We start from the raw sequence: 24,091 nt of genomic DNA, 5'->3' as shown, positions 1-24,091 counted from the left end.
ATGAAGGATGCATGGCTTATGGAAGTGCAGTTGAATCTGGCCCGCGACGGTGTGAGCCAGCGTATGCCACAGGGAGCGCCGCGATGATGAAATCGGCCCACATGATGTTGTTCTCGCGCGTGCTCGCCGCCATCTTTGGCGGCTATGCACTGACGTCCGGCGTGGCCGTGTTGCTGGCGGCCGTGCTGCCGCTGTCGCGCGCCGAAGCCGTGCTGACGGCTACCCTGAGCGCCTTCGTCGTCTATACCTGCGCCGTCATCTGGGTCTTTGCCGTGCAGGACCTGCGCCGCGCCTGGCTCGGCATGCTGCTGCCGGCCATCGCCTGCGGCGGCATCGGCATGCTGCTGTCGCGGGGTGCCGCATGAACGCCGTCAAGGTAGACAAAGTGGTCAAGACGCCGCAGCAGGGCGGCTTGCGCCAGGCCATGGCCTGGCTGCATACGTGGAGCGGGCTGTGGATTTCCTGGCTACTGTTCGCCATTTTCCTCACCGGCACCCTGGCCGTCTTCGACGAACCGATCACCCACTGGATGACGCCCGAACATGCACTGGAAGAGGCGGCCCATGCGAACGATCCGCCGCTGCCGAAGGTGACGGACCGTGGGCACCGCCTGGAACTGGCGCTCGACTTCATGGCGAAGGAACACCCGAAGGCGGACATGTGGGAAATCTGGCCCGTGCAGCGTCCCGGCCACGGCCTGTCCGCCTACTGGTTCCAGCCCGCCGGCGGCTATGGCTCGGCGGACCTCGATCCGCTGACGGGCGCCGTCATCGAACATGCGCGCGAGGCAACGCAGCGCGAAACCATCGGCGGCCACCATTTCGTCGATTTTCATTACGAGCTGCACGCGGGACGCATCGGCGTGTGGGTCGTCGCCATCACCACCATGATCATGCTGGTGGCGCTGGTGAGCGGCGTCATCACGCACAAGCGCATCTTCAAGGATTTCTTCACCTTCCGCCCGGCCAAGGGCCAGCGTTCGTGGCTCGACGCGCACAACGCGGTGGCCGTGCTGACCTTGCCGTTCCAGTTCATGATCGCCTACACGGGCCTGGCCTTCTTCAGCGATGACTATGTGCCGGCCCCCGTGGTGGCGCAATACGGCATGGACAATGCCAAGAAGGCCTTCCTGGCCGACTGGAACGATGTGGGCAAGCCCGCGAAGACAGGCCAGCCGCTGGCCATTCCCGCGCTGGAATCGTTCGCGCTGCGCGCCGAGCAGGCCATTGGCCAGGAAATCCGCGCCGTGGTGCTGGACAACCCGAATGACGCCTCGATGCGCGTGTGCATGTATGGCTGGAATGAAGAGACGGACACGATGGAACGCATCAGCGCCAACACGGGCAGGGCTTGCTATGCGCTGGCCACCGGTGAGCAGGTCGCCATGCGCCGTCCCGGCGAGTCGGATACGGGCGGCGCGGGCCTGACGCGCGCCGTCATGTCGAACCTGCACATGGTGGGCTTCGGCGGCACGCCGATGCGCTGGCTGTACTTCTTCTGCGGTCTGGCCGGCACGGCCATGATGGGCACGGGCGCCATCCTGTTCATGGTCAAGCGCCGCCAGAAGTCCGGCGGCGAGTTCGGCGCCTATACGCAGCGCGTGTACCGCACCGTCGCCTGCCTGAACGTGGCGGCGATTGCCGGCCTGTCCATCGCCTGCGTGGGCTTCCTTTGGGCCAACCGCCTGATTCCCGTCGGCGTCGAACACCGCGCCGGCTGGGAATTGCGCGCCTTCTTCGGCGTGTGGTTTGTGATGCTGGTGCACGCCTGCCTGCGCGCGGAAAAGCGCGCGTGGATCGAGCAGCTGGGCTTGCTGGCGACTCTGTGCCTGCTGCTGCCGGTGCTGAATGTACTGAGCACGGGCGACAACCTGGCGGCGCAGATCGCGCGCGGCGACTGGGAAAGCGCCGGCGTGGAACTGGGCAGCATGGCCTTCGGCCTGCTGGCCGCCTGGGGTGCGTGGAAAGTCCACAAGCGCAAGGAAAAACCGGCCAGCAGGGCCGCCGCCAGGGAAAGCGCCGCGCCCTCGGCCAGCCTGCATGTCACTACGGAAGGACAGTCATGATCCCTACCATCCTGTGCGCGCTGGGCCTGTCGTATGCGGGCATGGCCAGCCTCTCCTTGGCGATGGACCGCCACCATGGCCAGGTCTGGGGCAGGGATGCGGCGCCGAACGTGCGGCGCGCGCTGCAGCTGGCGGGCGCGGTGTTGCTGGCGCTGGCCATCTGGCCCTGCGTGGCCGGCTGGAGTGCCACCGTCGGCGTCGTCGCCTGGCTCGGTTTCATATCGGCTGGCGCGCTGCTGGTGGCCATGCTGCTGCCGTATGCGCCCCGCTTGCTGTTTCGTAGTTCCCTGCTGGCAGCCGTCGCCGCGCTGGCAGGTCTTGTGACGTTCCTGCGGTGATATTCACCGCCATTTTCAAGGATAGACCGATGCACTTTTCACGTTTGGCGACACCGATTGATGTTGTGACTATATTGAAAGCGGCTGCCTGATGGCGGCCCGCCTGCCTTCCCGCCGCGCCCGCATCCTGGGCGGCGTGGTCTTGCTGGCGCTGTTCGGCGCCGGCGCCCTGTGGGCCACGCGCGGCCCGAGCACCGTGTTCGACACGGCGCCCGTCAAGCGCGGCAACATCGAAGCGAGCGTCACGGCCATCGGCACCCTGCAGCCGCAAACCTATGTCGACGTGGGCGCGCAGGTGTCGGGCCAGATCACGCGTTTGCACGTGCAGCCGGGCAGCGACGTCGATAAAGGCCAGCTGCTGGCCGAGATCGACCCCAGCGTGCAGCAAGCCACGGTCGATGCGGGCCGCGCCGCGCTGGCGGGCTTGCGCGCGCAGCTGGCCGACCAGCAGGCGCAGCACCGCCTGGCGGGCCAGCAGCACGTGCGCCAGAAGCAGATGGCCAAGTTCGACTCGACACCGCTGGCCGACCTGGAAACGGCCGAAGCCACCCTGGCCTCGGCCGGTGCCAAGATTGACCACCTGAAGGCGCAGATCGACCAGACCCAGGCCAGCCTGAAGGCGGACGAGGCGCGCCTCGGCTACACGCGCATCTATGCGCCGATGGCCGGCAAGGTGGTGGGCCTGGACGCGAAGGAAGGGCAAACCCTGAACGCCACGTACCAGACGCCGAACATCCTGCGCATCGCTGATTTGTCGGCCATGACGGTGTGGACGGAAGTCTCGGAAGCGGACGTGCGCCGCGTGCGCCCGGACATGCCCGTGTACTTCACCACCCTGGGCGGCGACCAGCGGCGCTGGAGCGGCAAGGTGCGCCAAGTGCTGCCGGCGCCGCCGGTGCCCGGCGGTTCCGCCGCCGGCACGGCCCTGGCGCCGTCGACCAGCAAGGTGATCTTGTATACAGTGCTGTTCGACGTCGATAACGCCGATGGCGAACTGATGCCGCAGATGACGGCGCAAGTGGTGTTCGTCACGGCCGCGGCGAACAATGTGCTGGCCGTGCCCTTGCCGGCCCTGAAACCGTCAACGGAAGAAGGCGCCAAGCCGGGGCAGTTCACGGCCCGCGTGATGGATGCGGACGGCAAGGTCGATACGCGCGCCGTCACCGTCGGCGTGCGCAACCGCCTCAGCGCGGAAGTGTTGCAAGGCTTGCGCGAAGGCGAATTGCTGGTCACGGGCGAGCAGCCGGCGGGCAGCGGCGCCAGCAGGTTCCAGCTGTGAGCGCGATGAGCGAGGCCAGGTCGCTGGGACAAGCAGGAGAGCCTGGCCAGCCGGCGCCTTTGATTAAGCTGCAAGGCATTCGCAAGCGCTACGGCGGCCACGACGGCGCGCCGGCCGTGGAAGTGCTGCGCGGGCTGACCTTGTCGATTGGCGCCGGCGAATTCGTTGCCATCGTCGGCGCGTCCGGTTCCGGCAAGTCGACCCTGATGCATTTGCTCGGGTGCCTGGACCGCCCCAGCGACGGCACGTACCGCTTTGCCGGCCAGGACGTGGCCAGCCTGAATCCCGATGAACTGGCGTGGCTGCGGCGCGAAGCGTTCGGCTTCGTCTTCCAGGGTTATCACCTGATCGCCACGGAATCGGCGCGCGAGAACGTGGAAGTGCCGGCCCTGTACGCGGGCATGCCGGCGGCGGCCCGCCATGCGCGCTCGGAAGCGCTGCTCAAGCGCCTGGGCCTCGGTGAACGTTTGGATCACCGGCCGAACCAATTGTCGGGCGGGCAGCAGCAGCGTGTGTCGATCGCGCGCGCCCTGATGAATGGCGGGCGCATCATCCTCGCCGATGAACCGACGGGGGCGTTAGATAGCAGCAGCGGCGCCGAAGTCATGGCCCTGCTGGGCGAACTGGCCGACGCGGGCCACACCATCATCCTCATTACGCATGACCGCAAGGTGGCAGCCCAGGCGCGCCGCGTGATCGAGATCAGCGATGGCGAAATCGTCGAAGACTCGGGCGCCATCGCCATTCCCGCCACGTCGACGGCCCTGCCGCCGCTGGACATGTCGCGCGCCGCCCACGACAAGGGCGCTTCGCTGGGCACGGAATTGCTCGACGCGGCCCGCGCGGCCTGGCGCGTGCTCTGGATCAACCGCTTCCGCACGGGATTGACCTTGCTCGGTATCGTCATCGGCGTCGCTTCCGTGATCGTCATGCTGGCCATCGGCCTGGGCACGCGCCAGCAAGTGATGGCGCAATTGGGCGCGTTCGGCTCGAATCTGCTGTACATGGCGTCGCGCGGCGAAAGCTCGCGCATCCCGGGGCGCAGCATTACCCTGGCCGACCTCGATGCGCTCAAGGACGTCCCGGGCATTTCCCACGTGCTGCCGAATGTCACGGGCAACAAGGTGATACGCCACGGCAACCTCGACGTGCAGACCTATGTGCGCGGCACTGGGCCGGCCCTGCCGCAGATCCAGACCTGGCCCGTGGCCAAGGGCGGCTTCTTTACCGAGGAAGACGAGCGCGAGATGGCCACGGTGGCCGTGCTGGGCGCGCACCTGGCGGAAAAGCTGATGCCCGACGTGCCCAACCCCGTGGGGCAGAGCATCCTGATCGGCAACGTGCCGTTCCAGGTGATCGGCGTGATGAGCGCGAAGGGCGCGCTGACGGGCGAGAAGGATGAAGACGACGTGCTGCTGCTGCCGTTTTCCACGGCCGGCATCCGCGTCTTCGGCCAGCGCGAGCCCACCTACACGGTGATGGCGGTGGACGACGTCAAGCGCGTGGCGGAGGTGGAGGCGGCAGTCGACGCCACCATGTTCGAGCGCCACCGCATCCGCGATTACGGCATCAGCAACGCGGCCGCGTCGATCGCCGCCGAAGCGAAGACGCAGGACAACATGACCATGATGCTCAGCCTGATCGCAGCCGTCTCGCTGGTGGTGGGCGGCATCGGCGTCATGAACGTGATGTTGATGACGGTGCGCGAGCGCACGCGCGAAATCGGCATCCGCATGGCGACGGGCGCGCGCCGGCGCGACATCCTGCGCCAGTTCCTCACGGAAGCCGTGCTGGTGTCGGTGGTGGGCGGCGTGGCCGGCATCGTGGTCGGCGTGACGGTGGCCGGCTTGCTGCTGGTGTGGGACGTGCCCGTGATCTTTTCCCTGAGCGCCATCGCCGGCGCGTTTGCCTGCGCCGTGGTGACGGGGCTGGTGTTTGGCTTCATGCCGGCGCGTAAGGCGTCGGGGCTCGACCCGGTCGTGGCACTGGCGGGCCAGTAAGCCGGCTGTTGTAAAAACGCCGGCGCAGTGCCTGCCATCGCGGCCAGGCATTGCGCCGGCGCCAAGGGCGGGCTGCGGGGCCGCAGGTATCAACCTTCGCTTCAACTCCTGCTTGCCAGCGCCTTGTTCATGGCGAAGACTGTCGCCAGCAACGAGACGGCGAGAAATCCGATAACGGTCCATGCGAACGACGCCACGTCTGAGCGATCCAGCAAAATGCCGCCGACAACGCCGCCGCTGGCCACCGCCGTGTTCCAGCCCGTCGTGTACATCGATTGCGCCACATCAACCGACTCGCCGGCAAAGCGGGACAATGCCGTTTGAGTGATCGTGGCAAAGCCGCCCACAGCGAGGCCCCATACCGCCACGGAGGGGTAGACCACCTGCGAAAGGTCGCCCCAAAGACCCAGCAGCAGGGATGCGACGGCGAAAACCATGACGCTTGCCACGGCAAGAAACTGCAGCCGCCGATCGACCATGGCACCGACGACCCATAGGCCGATGATCGAACCGAGTCCGAAGACGAACAGGACGGTCTCCACATTCGCCGACAAGCCCGAGGGCGCGAGCAATGGCTCGATATAGATGTAGAGAATATTGTGGGCGACAACGAAGGTGAAGACCACGAACAGCACGGCGCGAATGCCGGTCTTGAAAAATATGCTGGAAAGAGCTTGGCGCTGCCCCTTGCTCTGGCCAGGGAAGTCGGGAACGATGGCAATGACCCACAGCATGAGCAAGAGTGCCAGGGCACTCATCAGGCCAAACGCGCCTTGCCAGCCGATGGCGCGGCCGAGCAGCGCTCCGAGCGGTACACCGAGCACCAAGGCGATGGTCGCGCCGGCACCGGATATCGCAATCGCCCGTCCGCCGAGATGCGACGGCGACATGCGCACCGCATAGCCAGCCAGCAGCGTCCAGACGATTCCGCCGAAGACACCGGCGAAGAAGCGCGCCACCAGAGAGACGCCATAGCTATCGGACAGCGCGGTGACGAGATTGACAAGCGCAAAGCCGAAGATCGCCGTCAATAGCAATGGACGCCGCCGTATGCCTTGCGTAAGCATGGTGACCGGAATAGCGGCGACCAGTGCACCGACTGCGTAGGCGGTAATAAACTGGCCCGCCAGGCTTTCAGATACGCTCAAGCCTTGCGCAATGGAAGAAAGCAAGCCGGCCGGCATGATCTCGGTCAGCAGGGTGACAAAGGCTGCCATTGCCAAGGCAAGCAGCCCACCCAAGGGCAATCGCTCGGCGCTCTTGTGTCGAGCAGATGTTGTTGTCTGATGCATAAACTAAGTTCCTCAAGTTGAAGTCGTTCTGGTGTGGAGTATCAGTACGTATGCTGCCTGCTGACCAACAAAAGAAAAATAGGCTACAGTGAACAATATATGTGACATAGCAGTCATTAATCGACGGGCTTCAATGGAAAATCTTGGTTCTCTCGACCTCTTTGTACGCGCGGGGGAGGCCCGCAGCTTCACTGCGGCCGGGCAGCAGCTGGGCATTTCCGCATCTGCCGTCAGCAAGGCTATCGCGCGGCTGGAAGAACGCCTGGGGGTTCGTCTGTTCCACCGCTCCACGCGCACCATCAGCCTGACATCGGAAGGCACGTTGTTCCTGGAGCGCTGCCGCCGTATCCTTTGCGAGGTGGAGCTGGCCGAAGCCGAACTCTTGCAAACGCAAAGCGCCCCGCATGGCAAGCTGCGCATCAGTCTGCCATCGCTCGGCACCTTGTTCATGCCCAAGCTGGCGGCCTTTCAGCGGTGCTATCCCGCTGTCGCGCTGGACATCGACTGCTCGGATCGCCTGGTGGACGTGATCGAAGAAGGCTTCGATGCCGTGATCCGTACCGGAGAGCCCAGCGATTCCCGCTTGATGGCACGCACGCTGGGCGCTTATCGACGAGTCATCGTCGGTGCTCCCAGCTACTTCCAACGGGCTGGACTTCCGCAGCACCCTGAAGACTTGGCCAGCCACGCCTGCCTGCTGTACCGCTATCCCACGACGGGCAAAATGGACGCATGGCCGTTGAGCAGGAACGGTCAGCCCCTCTCCATGGATCTGCCGGGCAGCATGGTCACGAATTCGCTGGACCCGCAGATCTGCTTTGCCGAACAAGGTCTCGGTATTGCCTGTGTGCCTGACATTGCCGTGCGTCGTCAGCTGGACGACGGCCGGCTCGTCACTGTGTTGGACGAATACAACCAGGACTGCACCACATTCCGCATATTGTGGCCCTCCAGCAAACATCTGTCGCCGAAGCTCAGGGTGTTCGTGGACTTCATCGCGCAGAACTTGTTTCCGCTTTGACGGTGGCATTGCGTGATGTGCAGTGTTTTATGTATGTCGTCATACTGGGCATATGGTGCATCGTGAAATAAAAAAGATTGCTCCTGGCTCAACACACGGTACTATCTTCCCATAATAAAAAAGCAGTGTTTCGCGTGCCCTTGCGGGCACACACCAACCACCACAGGAGAACCCGATGCAGAAAAAATCAACTTTGAAGACCGGTATCGCCGCCGCCCTCATGCTGGCCTTCGGCATGGGCGCCGTGCAGGCGCAGGAAGTCGTGCGCCTGGGCAATTTGAAATTCGCCCATTACGGTGCCGTGTCCTACATCAAGGAAATCGCGCCCAAGTGCGGCATCAAGGTCGAAGAGCATATCTTCGCCAAGGGCCTCGACGTGATGCAGGCGATTATCGCGGGCGAGCTGGACGTGGGCGCGACGGCGTCCGAGGCGGCCATTTCCGGTCGCGCCGGCGGTGCGCCGATCTACGTGGTGGCCGGCTTTGCCAAGGGCGGCGCGCGCCTGGTGGGCGGGGCGGGGCAAAAGATCACCAGCGTCAAGGAACTCAAAGGCAAGCGTGTGGGCGTGACGCGCGGCGGCATCCAGGAAGTGCTGCTGCTGGCCGAGCTGTCGCAGGCGGGCCTGACGTATTCGGAAACCAAGGGCAAGGACGTGCAACTGGTGTTCCTCGCCTACGCCGACTTGAACCAGGCGCTGATGGGCAAGAATATCGACGCCATGATGCAGTCCGAGCCGCAATCGTCGCAGGCGATCAACAAGGGTTTCGGCACCGAAGTCATCAAACCGTACGACACGCCGATCGGTGAGCCCGTGCGGACCATGGTGATGACGGAAAAGTTCTACAAGGAACGCCGTCCCGTGGCGGAAAAATTCATGCGCTGCTTCGTTGAAGCGACCAAGACCTTTATCGACAACAAGGCGACGGCGGAAAAGTATGTGCGCGAAGTCGTGTTCCGCGGCCAGATCACGAAGGATGACTTCGACGACGCGATCAGCAATTCGCCGTACTCGTATGACATCTCGCCCGAGCATATCCAGATCACCACGGACGTGATGGTGAAAACGGGCGTGGGCCGCATGACGAAACCGCCCGTGGCCAAGGACTGGGTCAAGACGGACTTGCTGGAGCAGGCGAAAAAGAGCCTGAACGTGAAGTAAATCAGGCTGCCATGAAAAAAACCTCCGCACCAGCGATGGCGCGGAGGTTTTTTTTATGGCAGGGTGGCCTTAGCGGGCGTTAAAACCCATCCAACCCTTCTCCGTCTGGCGGAAGCTCAGCGTGTAGATGCGGGTCAGCTCATCGCCTTTCTTCAGCTGGCGGCTGATGATGGCGCCGTAATTGTCTTGCACGAGCTGGTCCGACCATTGCATCAGGTTATCGAAACGCTCGGCCGTCATCGCCGCCTGGCGCGCCAGCAGCGGCGCGGGAATCGCCTTCTTTTCCAGTTGCTGCACCCAGAATTCGCGGAAGACCTTGTTCTCTCCGCCCATGCCGCGCGCCATCAGGCCCAGGCCCATGGTCATGCCCACGGTGCCGTCCGTTTTCGCCTCAGCCTCGAGCTTGTCGGCCACGTCGGCCAGCAATTCCAGGTAGCCCACCTTGGCGCGCAGCACGGCCGAGCCCTTGATTTCATATTGTTCGTTCTCTTTCCAGCCGTTCAGCTTTTCCAGCTTCGCGATGTCGAAGTACTCCTTGTACAGGTCATAGCTTTGGATGGACGTGCGGAAATACTCCTCGTACGTGGATTGCGAGGGCGCGTCTTTCATGCAGCCGCTTAATACGGTGCAGGCGGCCAACAGGAGAAAGGTCCAGGAAATTTTTTTGAAAGAAAACATGGCGGTGGGGGGCGAGTGGCGAAAAGTGAAAGATTGTTGCTCTATGGACATAATTATAGGGCTGGCTCATCCAGATGGCAACGTGGCTGCGGCGCGGCGACCGTGCGCCGCAGGAAAGATTGCTGAAATCTTGAGGGTGCGCCACCCCGCCGCGCCCGAGGCGCGATATCATGGCAGGCTTGCGGTGTCGGCTGGCGGCGAATTGCCTGCAGCCCATACTGTCGCTTGAATCGCGCTTGCCGGCTATGGTGTAAACTTAAACTATGCAGATCTATTTCTTTTTCATCGCCGCCCTGTTGTATGCGGCGTGCGCGGTGCTTCCCTCGTCCCGTGCCCGGCTCATTGCCGGCCTGACCGGCGTCGCCTGGCTGGCGCACGCCGCCACCCTGTGGTTCGACCTGATGGCGCCGGGCACCTTGCGCTTCGGTTTTTCCGCCATGCTGTCGGCCGCGCTGTGGGTTTCCGTGGGCGCCTACTGGATAGAGAACCGCAATTTCAGCCTGGACGGACTGCGCCGCATGGTCATGCCCAGCGCCGTCCTCGCCATCGGCCTGGCCTGGGCCTTTCCTGGCAGCCAGGTCAGCATGGAAGGCAAGTCGGCCGTCTTCGGCTGGCATATTGCCGTGGCCGTGCTCGCCTACAGCACCCTGACGATTGCCGCTTTTCACGCCGTGCTGATGGCGTTGCAGGAATCGCGTTTGCATACGCGCAGCGAAAGCCGCGGCTTCATCGGCACGGCGCTGGACCAGCTGCCAGCCCTGCTGACGATGGAAAAGCTGCTGTTCCGCATGATCGGCCTGGGTTTTATTTTGCTCAGCCTGACCGTGCTGTCGGGCATCGTGTTTTCTGAGCAACTGTTTGGCAAGGCCCTCAACTGGGATCACAAATCCGTGTTTACCATGCTGTCGTGGCTGCTGTTTGCCTCGCTGCTGGCAGGTCGGCGCTTTCGCGGCTGGCGCGGCAAGACGGCCCTGAGCTTTACCCTGGCCGGTTTCGCCACCTTGCTGCTGGCCTATGTCGGCAGCCGTTTTGTACTGGAAGTGGTTTTACACCGAGGATTCGCATGACACGTGTTTTATTCTGGCTGGCGCTGGTGTTCCTGGTGCTGTTTGCGATCCGCAGCAAGATCCGTGGCATGCAGCAGCGCGCCCGCGCGCAGCAGCAACAGCAGCCGAACCCGTTTGCGCCGCCCGGCCGGCCGCAGGAATTGCCTGATGCCGAGCTGATGCTGTGCTGCGCCCACTGCGGCGTGTACTACCCGGCCTCCGAAAACGTGCAGGCCAAGGGCCACGATTACTGCAGCCACGCGCACGCCACCTTGTAAGGGCAGGCCCGCAGGTGCGCTCGCGTTGCTCATCCGTATCGTAACGTCCTCCGGCCTCCGTCCGGCGTAGCATCTGCATGAGGCGGTTCGCCGCCGCCATTGCGGAAAGGCGCGCTTCCATGTCCCGTCCCAATCTTGGTCCGGATACCGTGACCGCCACCGGCATGCCGCCGGCGCCGCAACTGAGCGGCAACTCGCTGCCCATGCAGGCGCTGCGCGCGCAGATCGGCCGCATCGCCCGCTGTGGCGCGCCGGTGGCCATCCGCGGCGAATCGGGCACGGGCAAGGAACTGGCGGCGCGCGCCATCCATGCCCAGGGCGCGCGCGCCAGCTTCCCGTTTATCGCCGTCAACTGCGGCGCCATTCCCGAAGCGCTGATGGAGGCGGAATTCTTCGGCTGCCGCCCGGGCGCTTATACGGGCGCGCGGCACGAACGCCAGGGTTTGTTCCAGGCGGCCCATGGCGGCAGCCTGTTGCTCGATGAAGTCGACGACCTGCCGCTGGCCATGCAGGTAAAGCTGTTGCGCGTGCTGCAGGAGCGCCGCGTGCGCAAGCTGGGCGGCAGTAATGACGAAGCCGTCGACGTGCGCATCCTGTGCGCGAGCCAGCATGGCCTGGCGCGCGGCGTGGCCGCCGGCACGTTCCGCCAGGACCTGTTTTACCGGCTCAACGTGATCGAGTTGGCGTTGCCGCCGCTGCGCGAGCGGCGCGGCGATCTGCAGGTATTATGTGAGGTGATCCTCGCGCGCCTGTCGCCACGCCGGACCGTGAGCCTGGCGCCGCCGGTGCTGGCGGCCCTGGGTGCGTATGCGTTTCCCGGCAATGTGCGTGAACTGGAAAACGTGCTGGAGCGGGCGCTGGCGTTTGCCGACGGCGGCGTGATCGCGCTCGACGGGCTGGCCTTGCCATCCACGGCGGGCGGCATGCCCTTGCGGGCGGCGCCGGCACTGCCGGCACTGCCGGACTTGCCGGAGCGGCAACTGTGCCTGCCCGGCATGGCCGCGCATGGCGTGGCCCTCGTCCTGCCGCTCGACGTGTATTTGCGCCAGGCCGAGCGCGACATGATCATGCTGGCGCTGGCACAGGCGCGCTACCACCGCGCAAGGGCGGCGCGCCAGCTGGGCTTGAGCGTGCGCCAGTTGCGTTACCGCATGCAGAAATTGACGATACAGGAAGCTTTACTTGATGAGCGGATGGACGATAGATGAAGACGGCTGGTGCGATGGCGCGCTGCGCTATGACTCGCCGCACCACGATGCGCGCCCGGACGGTGCACAAGTCGACTTGCTGGTGATCCATAACATCAGCTTGCCTGGCGGCCACTTTGGCGGGCCGCATGTGTCGGACTTGTTTACGGGCCGGGTAGATTATAATGCCCATCCTTCTTTCGCCGACCTGCGTGGCGTGCAGGTGTCGGCGCACTTTTTTGTGCGGCGCGATGGTGCGTTGTTGCAATATGTTTCTACTGATCAACGTGCCTGGCATGCGGGCGCGTCCATGTTCGAAGGACGCCCGCAGTGCAATGGCTATTCCATCGGTATCGAAATGGAAGGCGCGGACGATGTGCCCTTCCAGCGGCGGCAATACCATGTGCTGGCGGCGCTGACGGCTGCGCTGGTGGCGCGCTACGGGCTGTCGCAAGTGCGCGGCCACGAGCATATCGCACCGGGGAGGAAGACGGATCCGGGGCCGTTTTTTGACTGGCATTTTTATCAAAAATGCTGGCTGGAAACCTTGCACGGGCAGCCTGCGTTAGCGCTTACTTCGCGGGGATTGGGCTTTCCATCCACACCCTGAAAAGTCAACCGAAATCGTATATGAAAATACAAAAAATTACGCCGGCGGATGCCGGAAAACTATTGCATCACCCTCCGATGGGTACTACAATTAGTGCAGAAGTTGGATGTAAAGACTATATCTAGTGCCATCACAGACGTTTTCAGAATTATTGTCAAAGCTACCCGGATTGCTGATAAAGCACTGGAACTGGCGGTTTATCACCCTTGATCGTGTTTCGCGCCAGCCGGGCAGTACGGTGTGGCGATATGGCTTCTGACTCTGTTTTATGCATTAAGAATTTACTATTTAGCAACAAATACCTGAAGAAACCCTGACCATCGGGCGTTCTATTCAACAACACACGCGGCAGCAAAACTGCAGGCTGACTTTAGCTGACAACGGGAGCTTCAATGCAATCACCACAAGATATTTCCATCCATCCAACGCCAGTATCGCCAGCGCCAGGCGCGGCCAACAGCGTGGCGAGCACGGGCGCGGCATTGGGCGACTATCGCATCATCCGCCGCAACGGTGCGGTGGTGGCATTTGAGCCTTCGAAGATCGCGATCGCCATGACCAAGGCGTTTTTGGCCGTTAACGGCGGCCAGGGCGCAGCCTCGGCACGCATCCGCGAACTGGTGGAACAGCTGACCGACGGCGTCGTCGCCGCGCTGGTGCGCCGCCATCCGGGCGGCGGCACCTTCCATATCGAAGACGTGCAAGACCAGGTGGAACTGTCGCTGATGCGTTCGGGCGAGCACGACGTGGCGCGTGCCTACGTGCTGTACCGCGCCAAGCACATGGAAGAGCGCCGCCTGCAGAAGGAAGCGCAAGGCGCGTCCGCCCAAGTGACCGCGCCCCAGCTGAACGTCACCGACAACGGCGTGCGCCGCCTGCTGGACATGCAGGAAGTGCGCGACCTGATCAACGCCGCCTGCGCCGGCCTGGAAAAGCACGTCGATGCCGACGCCATCCTGGCTGAAACGGTGAAAAACCTGTACGACGGCGTGCCTGTCGAAGAGCTGCACAAGTCGGCCATCCTGGCGGCGCGCGCGCTGATGGAAAAAGATCCGGCCTACAGCCAGGTCACGGCCCGCATCCTGCTGCACACGGTGCGCAAGGAAGTGTTCGGCAAGGAAGTGCCGCAAGCGGCCGCTGCCGCCGAATACCTGACGTATTTCCCGCAATACATTGCCAAGGGTATCGCCGCTGAGCTGCTGAACCCGGTACTCGCCAGTTTCGACCTGGAGCGCCTGGCGAAAGCCATCGTGGCCGACCGCGACTTGCAATTCGGCTATATCGGTCTGCAAACCCTGTATGACCGCTACTTCCTGCACATCCAGGATGTGCGCATCGAAATGCCGCAGGCGTTCTACATGCGCGTGGCCATGGGCCTGGCGCTGAACGAAGCGGACCGCGAAGCGTGCGCCATCGAGTTCTACAGCCTGCTGTCCTCGTTCGACTTCATGAGCTCGACGCCGACCCTGTTCAACTCGGGCACCCTGCGCTCGCAGCTGTCGTCGTGCTACCTGAGCACCGTCTCCGATGACCTGGAAGGCATCTACGACGCCATCAAGGACAATGCGCTGCTGGCCAAGTTCGCCGGCGGCCTGGGCAACGACTGGACGCCAGTGCGCGCCCTGGGCGCCCACATCAAGGGCACCAACGGCAAGTCGCAAGGCGTGGTACCGTTCCTGAAAGTGGTCAACGACACGGCCGTGGCAGTCAACCAGGGCGGCAAACGCAAGGGCGCCGTCTGCGCCTACCTGGAAACCTGGCACATGGACATCGAGGAATTCCTCGACCTGCGCAAGAACACGGGCGACGACCGCCGCCGCACGCACGACATGAACACGGCGAACTGGATTCCCGACATGTTCATGAAGCGCGTCATGGAAAAAGGCGACTGGACCCTGTTCTCGCCATCGGACACGCCAGACCTGCACGACAAGGTCGGCAAGGCCTTTGAACAGGCTTACCTGGGCTACGAAGCCAAGGCCGCCGCCGGCGAAATCCGCGTCTTCAAGAAGATCGCCGCGCTGGACCTGTGGCGCAAGATGCTGTCGATGCTGTTTGAAACGGGCCACCCATGGATCACGTTCAAGGATCCTTGCAACATCCGCAGCCCGCAGTCGCACGTCGGCGTCGTCCACAGCTCGAACCTGTGCACGGAAATCACGCTGAACACGGGTCCTGACGAAATCGCCGTCTGCAACCTCGGTTCCGTCAACATGCCGGCGCACATGAAGGAAGGCAAGCTCGATCACGTCAAGCTGGCCAAGACCATCCGCACCGCCATGCGCATGCTCGACAACGTCATCGACATCAATTACTACGCCGTCGACAAGGCGCGCAATTCGAACATGCGCCACCGTCCGGTCGGCATGGGCGTGATGGGCTTCCAGGACTGCCTGCACATGATGCGCGTGCCGTTCGCCTCGGACGCCGCCGTATCGTTTGCCGACACCTCGATGGAAGCCGTCTGCTACTACGCCTACCTGGCGTCGACGGAACTGGCCGAAGAGCGCGGCCGCTATGAGTCGTACGCCGGCTCGCTGTGGGACCGCGGCATCCTGCCGCAAGACTCGGTCAAACTGCTGGCCGAAGAGCGCGGCGGCTACCTGGAAGTTGATTCCTCGTCGGCCATGGACTGGACGCCGGTGCGCGAACGCATCGCCAAGTTCGGCATGCGCAACTCGAACTGCGTGGCGATCGCCCCGACGGCGACGATCTCGAACATCATCGGCGTGTCGGCCTGTATCGAGCCGACGTTCCAGAACCTGTACGTGAAATCGAACCTGTCGGGCGAATTCACCGAGATCAACGGCTACCTGGTGCGCGACCTGAAGGCGCGCGACCTGTGGGATGAAGTCATGATCTCCGACCTGAAGTACTTCGACGGCTCGCTGGTGAAGATCGACCGCATCCCGCAAGACCTGCGCGATATCTACGCCACGGCCTTTGAAGTGTCGCCAAGCTGGCTGGTGGAAGCGGCTTCGCGTCGCCAGAAGTGGATCGACCAGGCCCAGTCGCTGAACATCTACATGGCTGGCGCATCGGGCAAGAAACTGGACGAAACCTACAAGCTGGCATGGCTGCGTGGCCTGAAAACCACGTACTACCTGCGTACCATCGCCGCTACCCACATGGAGAAATCGACCTCCAAGACGGGCGCCCTGAACGCCGTGGCAGTCGACGGCGGCATGTCGGCCAGCGCACAAAGCGCCCAGGCAGCGGTCGTGGCGGCAGCAGCGGTGGCCGTGGCACCAGTGGTGGCGGCGGCAGCGGACGACGCCGATGGCGAAGCCTGCTACCTGCGCCCAGGTGATGACGGCTTTGAAGAGTGCGAAGCCTGCCAGTAAGATTTTAGTTGTCAGCCCAGAGCGTCTGGGCTGATTCAATGTTGTCAATATCCGCATTGTCCGATTCAACGGGCCTGTTGCGGATCGCCGGCTCGCCGGCATGGAAAGGAAGAAGAATATGTCGTTGTCCTGGGATGATGAAACCACGTCGGCAGCTGTGCCGCGTCCGGCGCAGCAAGCGCCATTGGGAAATACCGAATTGAACCTGCCGGCAGGTGCCGAGCCGTCCGAAGCGAACGCCGAGCAAGTGGCGCGCCGCGTGAATGCCGACGACAAGCGCATCATCAATGGCAAGACGGACGTCAACCAGCTGGTGCCGTTCAAGTACAAATGGGCATGGGACAAATACCTGGCCGGCTGCGCCAACCACTGGATGCCGCAGGAAGTGAACATGCAGCGCGATATCGAGCTGTGGAAGAATCCGAACGGCCTGACGGACGACGAGCGCCGCCTGGTCAAGCGCAACCTGGGCTTCTTCGTGACGGCCGACTCGCTGGCCGCCAACAATATCGTGCTGGGCACCTACCGCCACATCACGGCGCCCGAGTGCCGCCAGTACCTGCTGCGCCAGGCGTTCGAGGAAGCGATCCACACGCACGCCTACCAGTACATCGTCGAATCGCTGGGCCTGGACGAAGGCGAGATCTTCAACGCCTACAACGAAGTCAAGTCGATCCGCGACAAGGATGAATTCCTGATCCCGTTCATCAACACCCTGACCGACCCTGCGTTCGTCACCGGCACGGTGGAAAACGATCAGAAGCTGCTCAAATCCCTGATCGTGTTTGCCTGCCTGATGGAAGGCTTGTTCTTCTACGTCGGCTTCACGCAGATCCTGGCGTTGGGCCGCCAGAACAAGATGATGGGCGCGGCCGAGCAGTACCAGTACATCCTGCGCGACGAATCGATGCACTGCAACTTCGGCATCGACTTGATCAACACGATCAAGATGGAAAACCCGCAGCTGTGGACGGCCGAATTCCGCGAAGAGATTAAAGTGTTGTTCATGCAGGCCGTGGAACTGGAATACGCATACGCGGAAGACACCATGCCGCGCGGCGTGCTGGGTCTGAACGCGCCGATGTTCAAGGGCTATTTGCGCTTCATCGCCAACCGCCGCGCGCAGCAGATCGGCATCGAGCCGCTGTTCGCCCAGGAAGAAAATCCATTCCCGTGGATGAGCGAAATGATCGACATGAAGAAGGAACGCAACTTCTTCGAGACGCGCGTGACGGAATACCAGACCGGCGGCGCGCTGAACTGGGAATAAGCCAGCCGATAGCGTCACAAGTCATGTATGTAACAAAGGCCTCGCAAATGCGGGGCCTTTTGCTATCTGGAGAGCTTATTGCATCGGGCTCACACGGTCGGGATGGTGCCGCCCGTGATCAGCACGCGCTTGTCCTTGAAATCGGTATTCATGCGCCGATTTCCAGGGCCTGGATGCGATTGCTGGCGAGCGTGAAGACAAAGCGCAGCGCCAGCGGGCTGCCGGGGAAACTGCCGCTGACGCTGCCGGTGACCACGCAGCGCACGCCCTGGGTGTCGGCCGAGATGGGGCTGACGGTGGCGCCGTACTGCTGGCTGCCAGCTTCTTTCCAGGCCTGGATGGCGGCATGGCCCGCGTGGGTCCGGCCTTCATCGTGAACGACGCCATCGGCGGCGAAGCACTGCGCCACGGCCTTGCTATCGTGATGCTTGTCGGCGCTAAAGTAGTCGCCGACGATGGCCGGCATGAGGAGAGACATGGTGCTTCCTTTCAATGGAGAGGCAGGGAGCGACCATCATATGGCGTTCAATTGCAGAGAAATAGTAGCGTAGGGGTGATAGGCTTTACACTTCAGGTTCATTATTGGCGGCGTGATCGCGCATGAAAACGAACTCTCTCGATGGCATCCGTACCTTTCTCGCGGTCGCCGAGCGCAAAAGTTTCAGCGCCGCGGCACTGCAGCTTGGCGTGACGGTGACGGCCGTCAGCAAGGCGGTCAAGGTGATGGAGCGCCAGCATGGCGTGCTGCTCTTCAAGCGCAATACGCGCAATGTCGCCTTTACCGAAGCCGGCGCGGGCCTGTACGCCAGCCTGGCCGGCGCCACCCGGCAGATCGATGACGCCTTCGCCGCGCTGACCATGTTTCGCGACCGGCCCGCCGGCCATTTGCGGCTGACGGTGCCGCGCGCGCTGGGCGCGCTGGTGATGCGCGCATTGATACCGCGTTTTCGCGGCAGCTATCCTGACGTGACCATCGACCTGTCGCTCGACGATGGCGCGGTCGATCTGCTGGCGCACGGTTACGACGCCGGCATTCGCCTGGGACAGTCGGTGGAGCAGGAGATGGTGGCCGTACGCCTGACGGGGGACTTGCGCTGGTCCGTGGTTGGCGCGCCCGGCTACTTCGAGCGGAAAGGGCGGCCGCTGATTCCGGAAGACCTGATGCGCCACGATACGCTGGCCTATCGCTTCCATACTTCCGGCGCCTTGCACCGCTGGCGCTTCGTGCGCGATGGCGAGGAATTTCTGGTGGAAACGGGCGCACCCGTGGTCGTCAACGACACCACGCTGATCGCCGATTTCGCGCGCTCGGGTCTGGGCCTGGCGTATATGCCCGATGTGGAAATCGAAGCTGACCTGGCCAGCGGCAGCTTGCTGCGGGTGCTGGAAAACTACGTGCCGCCGACGAGCGGATTGTTCCTGTATTTTCCCGCCCGTACCCAAAGCCAGCCCAAACTGCGCGCCTTCATCGATACGGCGCTGGCGCTTTCCCGGCCTGCGTCTTCCGGCGACACGCGCTAGCCTCGCCTGCTTTTTCCAGCCTGCCGCCATCATCCTGGAGACCGGCTGCGGCATCGCCTGCCGCGTTTTTTTCGCACTGCTTTTTCATGGCGCGCAGTGGCGCGGCGGCGCAGAAAAGTGCGGCCATTTTTTTGCCGCATCGCGCACGCCGCGACGCATTTTTTTGATGGCGCCAATGCGCGCGGGGCGGGGTGTAAATATCGTTTCCGCACACGCTGGCGGCGGCATTTGCCGCGCGATTGTGCGATAGCACGCGTATCGTGCAAAAAAGCGGACGAAAACGTGTCGTGCCGGTTGCGCATTGACAAGGTTTTCGTGTACTTTATGAGATTGCAAATGCGAGCGTTAGAATGCGGGGTTTTTTAACCAGCGCGGTAGCGGAAAAACCTCGCAAAACAGGGATACAGATTTACACGGATATGCACAAAACCACACCGTTTTCGTCTGCCGCCGTGCCCGAATTTTTTCAGGCATGGCGGTTTTTTATTTGACGCATCGGTGTTGTGGCGAGCGCGATGCGAGGAGCGAAAAAACGCACGGCATCGAAAACGAATGACCGAATTCAGACTTTGCCACCAGCTGCGAGATAAAGCAGGGTGGCACCGACGATGGCTGAAGTGCTGCAAACGTGAGGAGTTGCAGCAGTTCAGCTGGTGCCGAATTCATTAGCGCAAACGACCGTTTGCGCCGATGAATAATTCGCCTGGCCTATCCCTGTGGTGGGTCGGACGGGTTTAAATCTTGTAGCTTAAATTTCTCATCTCAGATGAAGGAGAGACAAATGGCAACAGCCGCTAAGAAATCAGAAGTAAAGAAACCAGCCGCCAAGGCTGCTCCTGCCGCGAAGAAGCCGGCAGCCGCAGCGAAGACGGTTGCCGCTAAACCAGCTGCCAAAGCCGCAGCGAAACCAGCAGCGAAACCAGCCGCCAAAGCCGCAGCCAAGCCTGCAGCAAAAGTGGCTGCCAAGCCAGTAGCGAAAGCCGCAGCGAAACCAGCGGCCAAGGCAGCAGCGAAACCGGCCGCCAAACCGGCAGCCAAGCCAGCAGCGAAAGCCGCAGCGAAACCGGCCGCCAAGGCAGCAGCCAAGCCTGTCGCGAAAAAAGCCGCAGCCAAACCGGCCGCCAAGCCAGCGGCAAAAGCCGCAGCAAAACCAGCCGCCAAAGCAGCAGCCAAGCCAGCAGTGAAAAAAGCCGCAGCGAAACCAGCCGCCAAGGCAGCAGCCAAACCTGCCGCCAAGGCAGCAGTCAAGCCAGCAGCGAAAAAAGCCGCAGCAAAACCGGCAGCCAAGCCGGCCGCCAAAGCAGCAGCGAAGCCAGCAGCAAAAGCTGCAGCCAAGCCAGCAGTGAAAAAAGCCGCAGCGAAACCTGCAGCCAAGGCAGCAGCGAAACCGGCCGCCAAAGCGGCAGCCAAACCAGCAGCGAAAAAAGTCGTCGCCAAGGCAGCAGCGAAGCCAGCAGCCAAAGCGGCAGCCAAGCCAGCAGCAAAAGCTGCAGCGAAGCCAGCGGCCAAAGCGGCAGCCAAGCCGGCAGCCAAGGTAGCAGCCAAGCCAGCAACTAAGGCGGCAGCCAAGCCAGCGGCCAAGGTAGCAGCGAAGCCGGCAGCAAAAGCAGCAGCGAAGCCAGCGGCAAAGGCAGCAGCGAAGCCAGCAGCCAAGGTAGCAGCGAAGCCAGCAGCAAAAGCGGCAGCCAAGCCAGCAGCGAAACCTGCTGCCAAGGTCGCAGCAAAACCGGCAGCCAAGCCAGCAGCAAAAGCTGCAGCGAAGCCAGCCGCCAAGCCTGCAGCAAAGCCAGCCGCCAAGGTCGCAGCAAAGCCGGCAGCGAAAGCAGCAGCGAAACCTGCCGCTAAGCCAGCCGCAGCGCCAGTCGTGCCAGCCGCACCAGCAGCAGCGCCGGTAGCAGCTCCAGCGGCACCAGCCGCCGTGGCCGCCAAGCCAGCCGCCAAGAAGGCCGCGCCTAAAAAGGCCGCGCCGAAGAAGGCAGCTCCTGTCGCCAAACCATCGGCACCTATCGCACCTGTAGCAAAAACCGTGTTGGCACCGGCTGCAGCCTGGCCATTCCCAACCAGCACCCGCCCATCGTAATTTCCACGATACGGGTGCCTGGATGAGGCAACACGCCGCTGTGTGACTCAATCACACAGCGGTTTTTTTTTGGAGAATTAGTCGTGCTGATCGTTATCCTTACATTGATCGTTGATACCATCGCTACCTTGCTGGGCGGCGTGTTGCTGCTGCGCTTCTGGATGCAGGCGGTGCGCGTGCGGCCGCCCTCATCGGTGGCGCAATTCACGTTTCAATTGTCCGACTGGCTGGTGCGCCCCCTGCGCCGCGTGGTGCCGGGCGTGGGCGGGTATGACTGGGCCAGTCTGATCGGCGCCTTCCTGATCGTGCTGCTGGCCAGCTCGGTGCTGTTTATTTCCGGCTATCCCGTCGAAGTGGTGCTGCTCAAGTCGCTGCAACGCTTCCTGCAATGGATACTCTACGGTTTCATGGCCTTGCTGATTATCGAAGCCATCTTCAGCTGGGTCAACCCGCATGCGCCTCTGGCGCCGTTCGTGCGGGCCCTGAACGAGCCGCTGCTGCGTCCGATCCGCAAGGTCGTGCCGTTGATCGGCAGCCTGGATTTGTCGTTGCTGGTCGCGCTGATCCTGTTGCAGATCGCGCAGGTGCTGGTGGGGATGATTATTGTGGTGCGATGATGGTGGCGTAGGTCGGGTTAGCGTAGCGTAACCCGGCATCAGCACTTGCCATGCCAATGATGTTGCCGGATGACGCGCGGCCGCGCCGCGCACATCCGACCTGCATATTAATAGCGGTAACCGAACGCCGCTTCGAACTGGTCGGCGATGCTCTCTGGCGTAAACACGTGGTTTTGCGCGCCCTGGGTGGCGATCTTGATGGCGCCCAGCAGGCTGGCCAGACGGCCGCTGGTTTCCCAGCCCAGGTCGTTGGTGATGCCGAACAGCAAGCCGGCACGGTAGGCATCGCCGCAGCCGGTCGGGTCCAGCACTTCCTTGGCGGTCACGACAGGAATGTCGATGCGCTTGCCGTCCGTATAGATTTCCGACCCTTTTTCACCGCGCGTGACGATCAGCGCTTCCAGGCGGCTGGCGATGTCCGGCAGGGTCAAGCCCGTGCGTTCCATCAACATTTCCATTTCATAATCGTTGGCCGACACATACGTGGCTTTGTTGATGAAGTCGATCAACTGTTCGCCATTGAAACGTGGCAACTGCTGTCCCGGGTCGAACATGAAGGGGATGCCCAGCTCGGCCAAGTCGGCGGCGTGCTTGAGCATGCCCTGGTCGCCGTCCGGCGAAATGATGGCGACCTTGGCCGGGCCCGCATTGGCGATCGGGTTTTCATGCGCAAACGACATGGCGCCCGGGTGGAAGGCGTTGATCTGGTTATTGTCCGCGTCGGCCGTGACGAAGCACTGCGCGTTGTAGCTGTCGGCCTTGATCAGGATGTTGGCGGTGGAAATGCCCAGCTTTTGCAGGCGCTCCAGGTAGGCGGCGCTGTCTTGCCCCATGACGCCGACGATGCGCGGGTCGCCGCCCAGCATTTTCAGGCTGTAGGCGATATTGCCCGAGCAGCCGCCGAACTCCGTGCGCATGGTGGGCACGAGGAAGGACACGTTTACCTTGTGCAACTGGTCGGCCAGCAGCGATTCGCCGAAGCGGCCGGGGAATTGCATGATGGTGTCGGTGGCAAGCGAGCCGCAGATCAGCGATGTTTTGGTCATGATAGTGTCTGTTAAGGGTAAAAGATGGCGATATGGTAGCCAGACGCCGTGAGCTGGTCTAATGCAAAATACAGTTTGATGGCTTGTTCCGAGCGCGCCGCAAAGCCCTTGCTCACGTCGATATTGGCTGGCAGGTAGTCGCGCGGCGCGATCACGCGGCGCAAGACGGGCTTGTCGTTGGCGTCGTTGAGGATCAGTTCGATGCTGGGCCAGGCTTGCACGCTGCGGCTTTGGTTGCGCAGCAGCGAGACATAGGAAAAGGTGTGGTCCTTCAAGGTCTGCAACTCGCCTTGCTCGATGGCCAGCGCCTCGATCTGCGCCGGCAAGTCGACCTGGCAGCCGCTGAGCTTGCACAGAGCCACCAGGGTTGGCTTCCACTGCGGAAATTGCGCCGCCAGCGGGTTGCGGAAGGTGGTCATTACTTGCAGGAATAATAGCAGCAGCAGTACTGCCGAGCCGGCGGCCATGGCCATGCGCAAGGCCTTGCCGCTCTGTTCGCGGCGCCGTCCCAAGGTTACAAAGGCCGGCTCGTCGTCGGCTGGCGGCAGGACAGGTTCTTCCTGCGCTTCGGCTGGTTCCGGCGCGACGGGCGCGGCGGGCAGCGCTTCGAACGAGTGGTCGGCCAGCGTCGGTTCACGGCGCGCGGGCGCGGGCTTGTCCAGGCTGACTTTTTCGGCTGGGGCTATTGGGGCTGCCGCTGCTTCCAGGTTTGGTTCGCGGCGGCTGTCGCGCAAATACGTGGCGAAGGCGGGCGCGTCATCGACCTGGCGGCGCTTGAAAGGCGCCATCGGCTGGGGCAGGCGCTGTTCGGGCAGTTCCGCCGGTGTTTCCTCAGGTTCAGGTATATCGAGCGGTATGTCGAGCGGTGCGGCGGCCGGTACCTCTTCGGGCAGGGCCACGTCGAGGTCCAGCTCGATGTGCTCGCCATCGTCTTCATCGTCCTTGAGCTGCGCCGTTTCCGGCAAGATGCCGAACGGGTCGAACGAGGTGTCGAAGTCGAGGGAATAGATGGGTTCGTCGTCCGTGGCGGACGGCAAGCTGTTGTCGGCAGGGTAACTGTCTGGCAGCGGGGCGGCAGTGCCGGGGGCCGATGTTAAAAACGGCGATGCCGCAGCTGGATCGACCAGCGCGGCATTGCCGTCAAACACTTCTCTGCACGTGCCACAGCGCACGATGCCCCCACGTAACTTCAATTGGTCAGCAGCGACCCGAAATATCGTGTTGCAATGGGGGCATTTGGTGGCGAGGGCCATTGCTGTG

At 62.8% G+C, this 24,091-nt stretch carries 22 protein-coding genes; 16 read left to right on the top strand and 6 right to left on the bottom strand.

The window, feature by feature from the left end; genetic code table 11:
• Nucleotides 1–83: 83 nt before the first annotated feature.
• The 5 genes from AC54AG_RS03860 to AC54AG_RS03840 all read left to right on the top strand — a co-directional run bounded on the left by AC54AG_RS03860 (nt 84) and on the right by AC54AG_RS03840 (nt 5,682).
• On the top strand, nt 84–365 hold the full coding sequence (locus AC54AG_RS03860; RefSeq protein WP_496629532.1) for a hypothetical protein: 282 nt from the start codon (nt 84–86) through the stop codon (nt 363–365).
• A complete protein-coding gene (locus tag AC54AG_RS03855; RefSeq protein WP_496629531.1) occupies nt 362–2,065 on the top strand; it encodes a PepSY-associated TM helix domain-containing protein in 1,704 nt (567 codons plus the stop codon). The genes AC54AG_RS03860 and AC54AG_RS03855 overlap by 4 nt, the downstream gene beginning before the upstream one ends.
• Nucleotides 2,062–2,403 (top strand): DUF3325 domain-containing protein, encoded by a 342-nt coding sequence (locus AC54AG_RS03850; protein WP_139090746.1) that lies wholly within the window; start codon nt 2,062–2,064, stop codon nt 2,401–2,403. The genes AC54AG_RS03855 and AC54AG_RS03850 overlap by 4 nt, the downstream gene beginning before the upstream one ends.
• A 91-nt stretch (nt 2,404–2,494) precedes the next feature.
• Nucleotides 2,495–3,682, top strand: coding sequence for an efflux RND transporter periplasmic adaptor subunit (locus AC54AG_RS03845; protein ID WP_496629530.1), 1,188 nt, complete (start codon nt 2,495–2,497; stop codon nt 3,680–3,682).
• 5 nt (nt 3,683–3,687) lie between these two features.
• Nucleotides 3,688–5,682 (top strand): MacB family efflux pump subunit, encoded by a 1,995-nt coding sequence (locus tag AC54AG_RS03840; RefSeq protein WP_496629529.1) that lies wholly within the window; start codon nt 3,688–3,690, stop codon nt 5,680–5,682.
• Between the two features lie 101 nt (nt 5,683–5,783).
• Here the strand turns inward: AC54AG_RS03840 and AC54AG_RS03835 are convergent, their stop codons facing one another.
• The gene (locus AC54AG_RS03835; protein ID WP_496629528.1) at nt 5,784–6,974 is read right to left on the bottom strand and encodes an MFS transporter; all 1,191 of its coding nucleotides are present in this window, start codon (nt 6,972–6,974) and stop codon (nt 5,784–5,786) included.
• Nucleotides 6,975–7,107: 133 nt separating this feature from the next.
• Here AC54AG_RS03835 and AC54AG_RS03830 point away from each other — a divergent pair, with 133 nt between their 5' ends.
• Nucleotides 7,108–7,995: a LysR family transcriptional regulator gene (locus tag AC54AG_RS03830; protein WP_331777104.1), complete on the top strand. Its 888-nt coding sequence runs from the start codon at nt 7,108–7,110 to the stop codon at nt 7,993–7,995.
• Nucleotides 7,996–8,170: 175 nt separating this feature from the next.
• Nucleotides 8,171–9,154 (top strand): ABC transporter substrate-binding protein, encoded by a 984-nt coding sequence (locus AC54AG_RS03825; RefSeq protein WP_034746579.1) that lies wholly within the window; start codon nt 8,171–8,173, stop codon nt 9,152–9,154.
• A gap of 69 nt (nt 9,155–9,223) precedes the next feature.
• On the opposite strand, the gene AC54AG_RS03820 is transcribed toward AC54AG_RS03825, so the two are convergent.
• Complete coding sequence (locus AC54AG_RS03820; RefSeq protein WP_128141910.1) at nt 9,224–9,763, bottom strand: hypothetical protein; 540 nt, start codon at nt 9,761–9,763, stop codon at nt 9,224–9,226.
• On the opposite strand from AC54AG_RS03820, the gene AC54AG_RS03815 reads away from it, so the two are divergent.
• From AC54AG_RS03815 to AC54AG_RS03785, 7 genes are all read left to right on the top strand, one after another.
• Nucleotides 9,762–10,061 (top strand): hypothetical protein, encoded by a 300-nt coding sequence (locus tag AC54AG_RS03815; protein ID WP_496629527.1) that lies wholly within the window; start codon nt 9,762–9,764, stop codon nt 10,059–10,061. The two genes, AC54AG_RS03820 and AC54AG_RS03815, sit on opposite strands and share 2 nt — an antisense overlap.
• 34 nt (nt 10,062–10,095) lie before the next feature.
• A complete protein-coding gene (locus AC54AG_RS03810) occupies nt 10,096–10,899 on the top strand; it encodes a cytochrome C assembly family protein (protein WP_046684240.1) in 804 nt (267 codons plus the stop codon).
• Nucleotides 10,896–11,156 (top strand): PP0621 family protein, encoded by a 261-nt coding sequence (locus tag AC54AG_RS03805; RefSeq protein ID WP_034746591.1) that lies wholly within the window; start codon nt 10,896–10,898, stop codon nt 11,154–11,156. Before AC54AG_RS03810 ends, AC54AG_RS03805 begins: the two co-directional genes overlap by 4 nt.
• Nucleotides 11,157–11,275: 119 nt before the next feature.
• Nucleotides 11,276–12,364, top strand: a complete 1,089-nt coding sequence (locus tag AC54AG_RS03800; RefSeq protein WP_496629526.1) for a sigma 54-interacting transcriptional regulator — start codon at nt 11,276–11,278, stop codon at nt 12,362–12,364.
• Nucleotides 12,342–12,953, top strand: coding sequence for a 1,6-anhydro-N-acetylmuramyl-L-alanine amidase AmpD (ampD, locus tag AC54AG_RS03795; RefSeq protein ID WP_496629525.1), 612 nt, complete (start codon nt 12,342–12,344; stop codon nt 12,951–12,953). The genes AC54AG_RS03800 and ampD overlap by 23 nt, the downstream gene beginning before the upstream one ends.
• A gap of 392 nt (nt 12,954–13,345) precedes the next feature.
• Nucleotides 13,346–16,297 carry a ribonucleoside-diphosphate reductase subunit alpha gene (locus tag AC54AG_RS03790; RefSeq protein ID WP_496629524.1) on the top strand — a complete coding sequence of 984 codons (2,952 nt, stop codon included), beginning with the start codon at nt 13,346–13,348 and terminating at the stop codon, nt 16,295–16,297.
• A 118-nt stretch (nt 16,298–16,415) separates the two neighbouring features.
• Nucleotides 16,416–17,567, top strand: coding sequence for a ribonucleotide-diphosphate reductase subunit beta (locus AC54AG_RS03785; RefSeq protein WP_034746600.1), 1,152 nt, complete (start codon nt 16,416–16,418; stop codon nt 17,565–17,567).
• Nucleotides 17,568–17,715: 148 nt separating this feature from the next.
• On the opposite strand, the gene AC54AG_RS03780 is transcribed toward AC54AG_RS03785, so the two are convergent.
• Nucleotides 17,716–18,045: a nuclear transport factor 2 family protein gene (locus AC54AG_RS03780; RefSeq protein WP_496629523.1), complete on the bottom strand. Its 330-nt coding sequence runs from the start codon at nt 18,043–18,045 to the stop codon at nt 17,716–17,718.
• 122 nt (nt 18,046–18,167) lie between these two features.
• Between AC54AG_RS03780 and AC54AG_RS03775 the strand changes: the two genes are divergently transcribed.
• Nucleotides 18,168–19,088, top strand: a complete 921-nt coding sequence (locus AC54AG_RS03775; protein ID WP_496629522.1) for a LysR family transcriptional regulator — start codon at nt 18,168–18,170, stop codon at nt 19,086–19,088.
• Between the two features lie 762 nt (nt 19,089–19,850).
• On the opposite strand, the gene AC54AG_RS03770 is transcribed toward AC54AG_RS03775, so the two are convergent.
• Nucleotides 19,851–20,825, bottom strand: coding sequence for a hypothetical protein (locus AC54AG_RS03770; protein ID WP_496629521.1), 975 nt, complete (start codon nt 20,823–20,825; stop codon nt 19,851–19,853).
• 426 nt (nt 20,826–21,251) lie between these two features.
• On the opposite strand from AC54AG_RS03770, the gene AC54AG_RS03765 reads away from it, so the two are divergent.
• The gene (locus tag AC54AG_RS03765) at nt 21,252–21,785 is read left to right on the top strand and encodes a YggT family protein (RefSeq protein ID WP_034746613.1); all 534 of its coding nucleotides are present in this window, start codon (nt 21,252–21,254) and stop codon (nt 21,783–21,785) included.
• 107 nt (nt 21,786–21,892) lie between these two features.
• Here AC54AG_RS03765 and AC54AG_RS03760 read toward each other — a convergent pair whose 3' ends face one another.
• On the bottom strand, nt 21,893–22,831 hold the full coding sequence (locus AC54AG_RS03760) for a carbohydrate kinase family protein (RefSeq protein WP_034746615.1): 939 nt from the start codon (nt 22,829–22,831) through the stop codon (nt 21,893–21,895).
• An 11-nt stretch (nt 22,832–22,842) separates the two neighbouring features.
• Nucleotides 22,843–24,084, bottom strand: a complete 1,242-nt coding sequence (locus AC54AG_RS03755) for a DUF3426 domain-containing protein (protein ID WP_496629520.1) — start codon at nt 24,082–24,084, stop codon at nt 22,843–22,845.
• Nucleotides 24,085–24,091: the final 7 nt, after the last annotated feature.

The organism is Janthinobacterium sp. BCJ23, assembly GCF_059617945.1.
The sequence above is the reverse complement of the archived record's forward strand: the minus strand, read 5'-3'. Positions and strand labels throughout refer to the sequence as shown.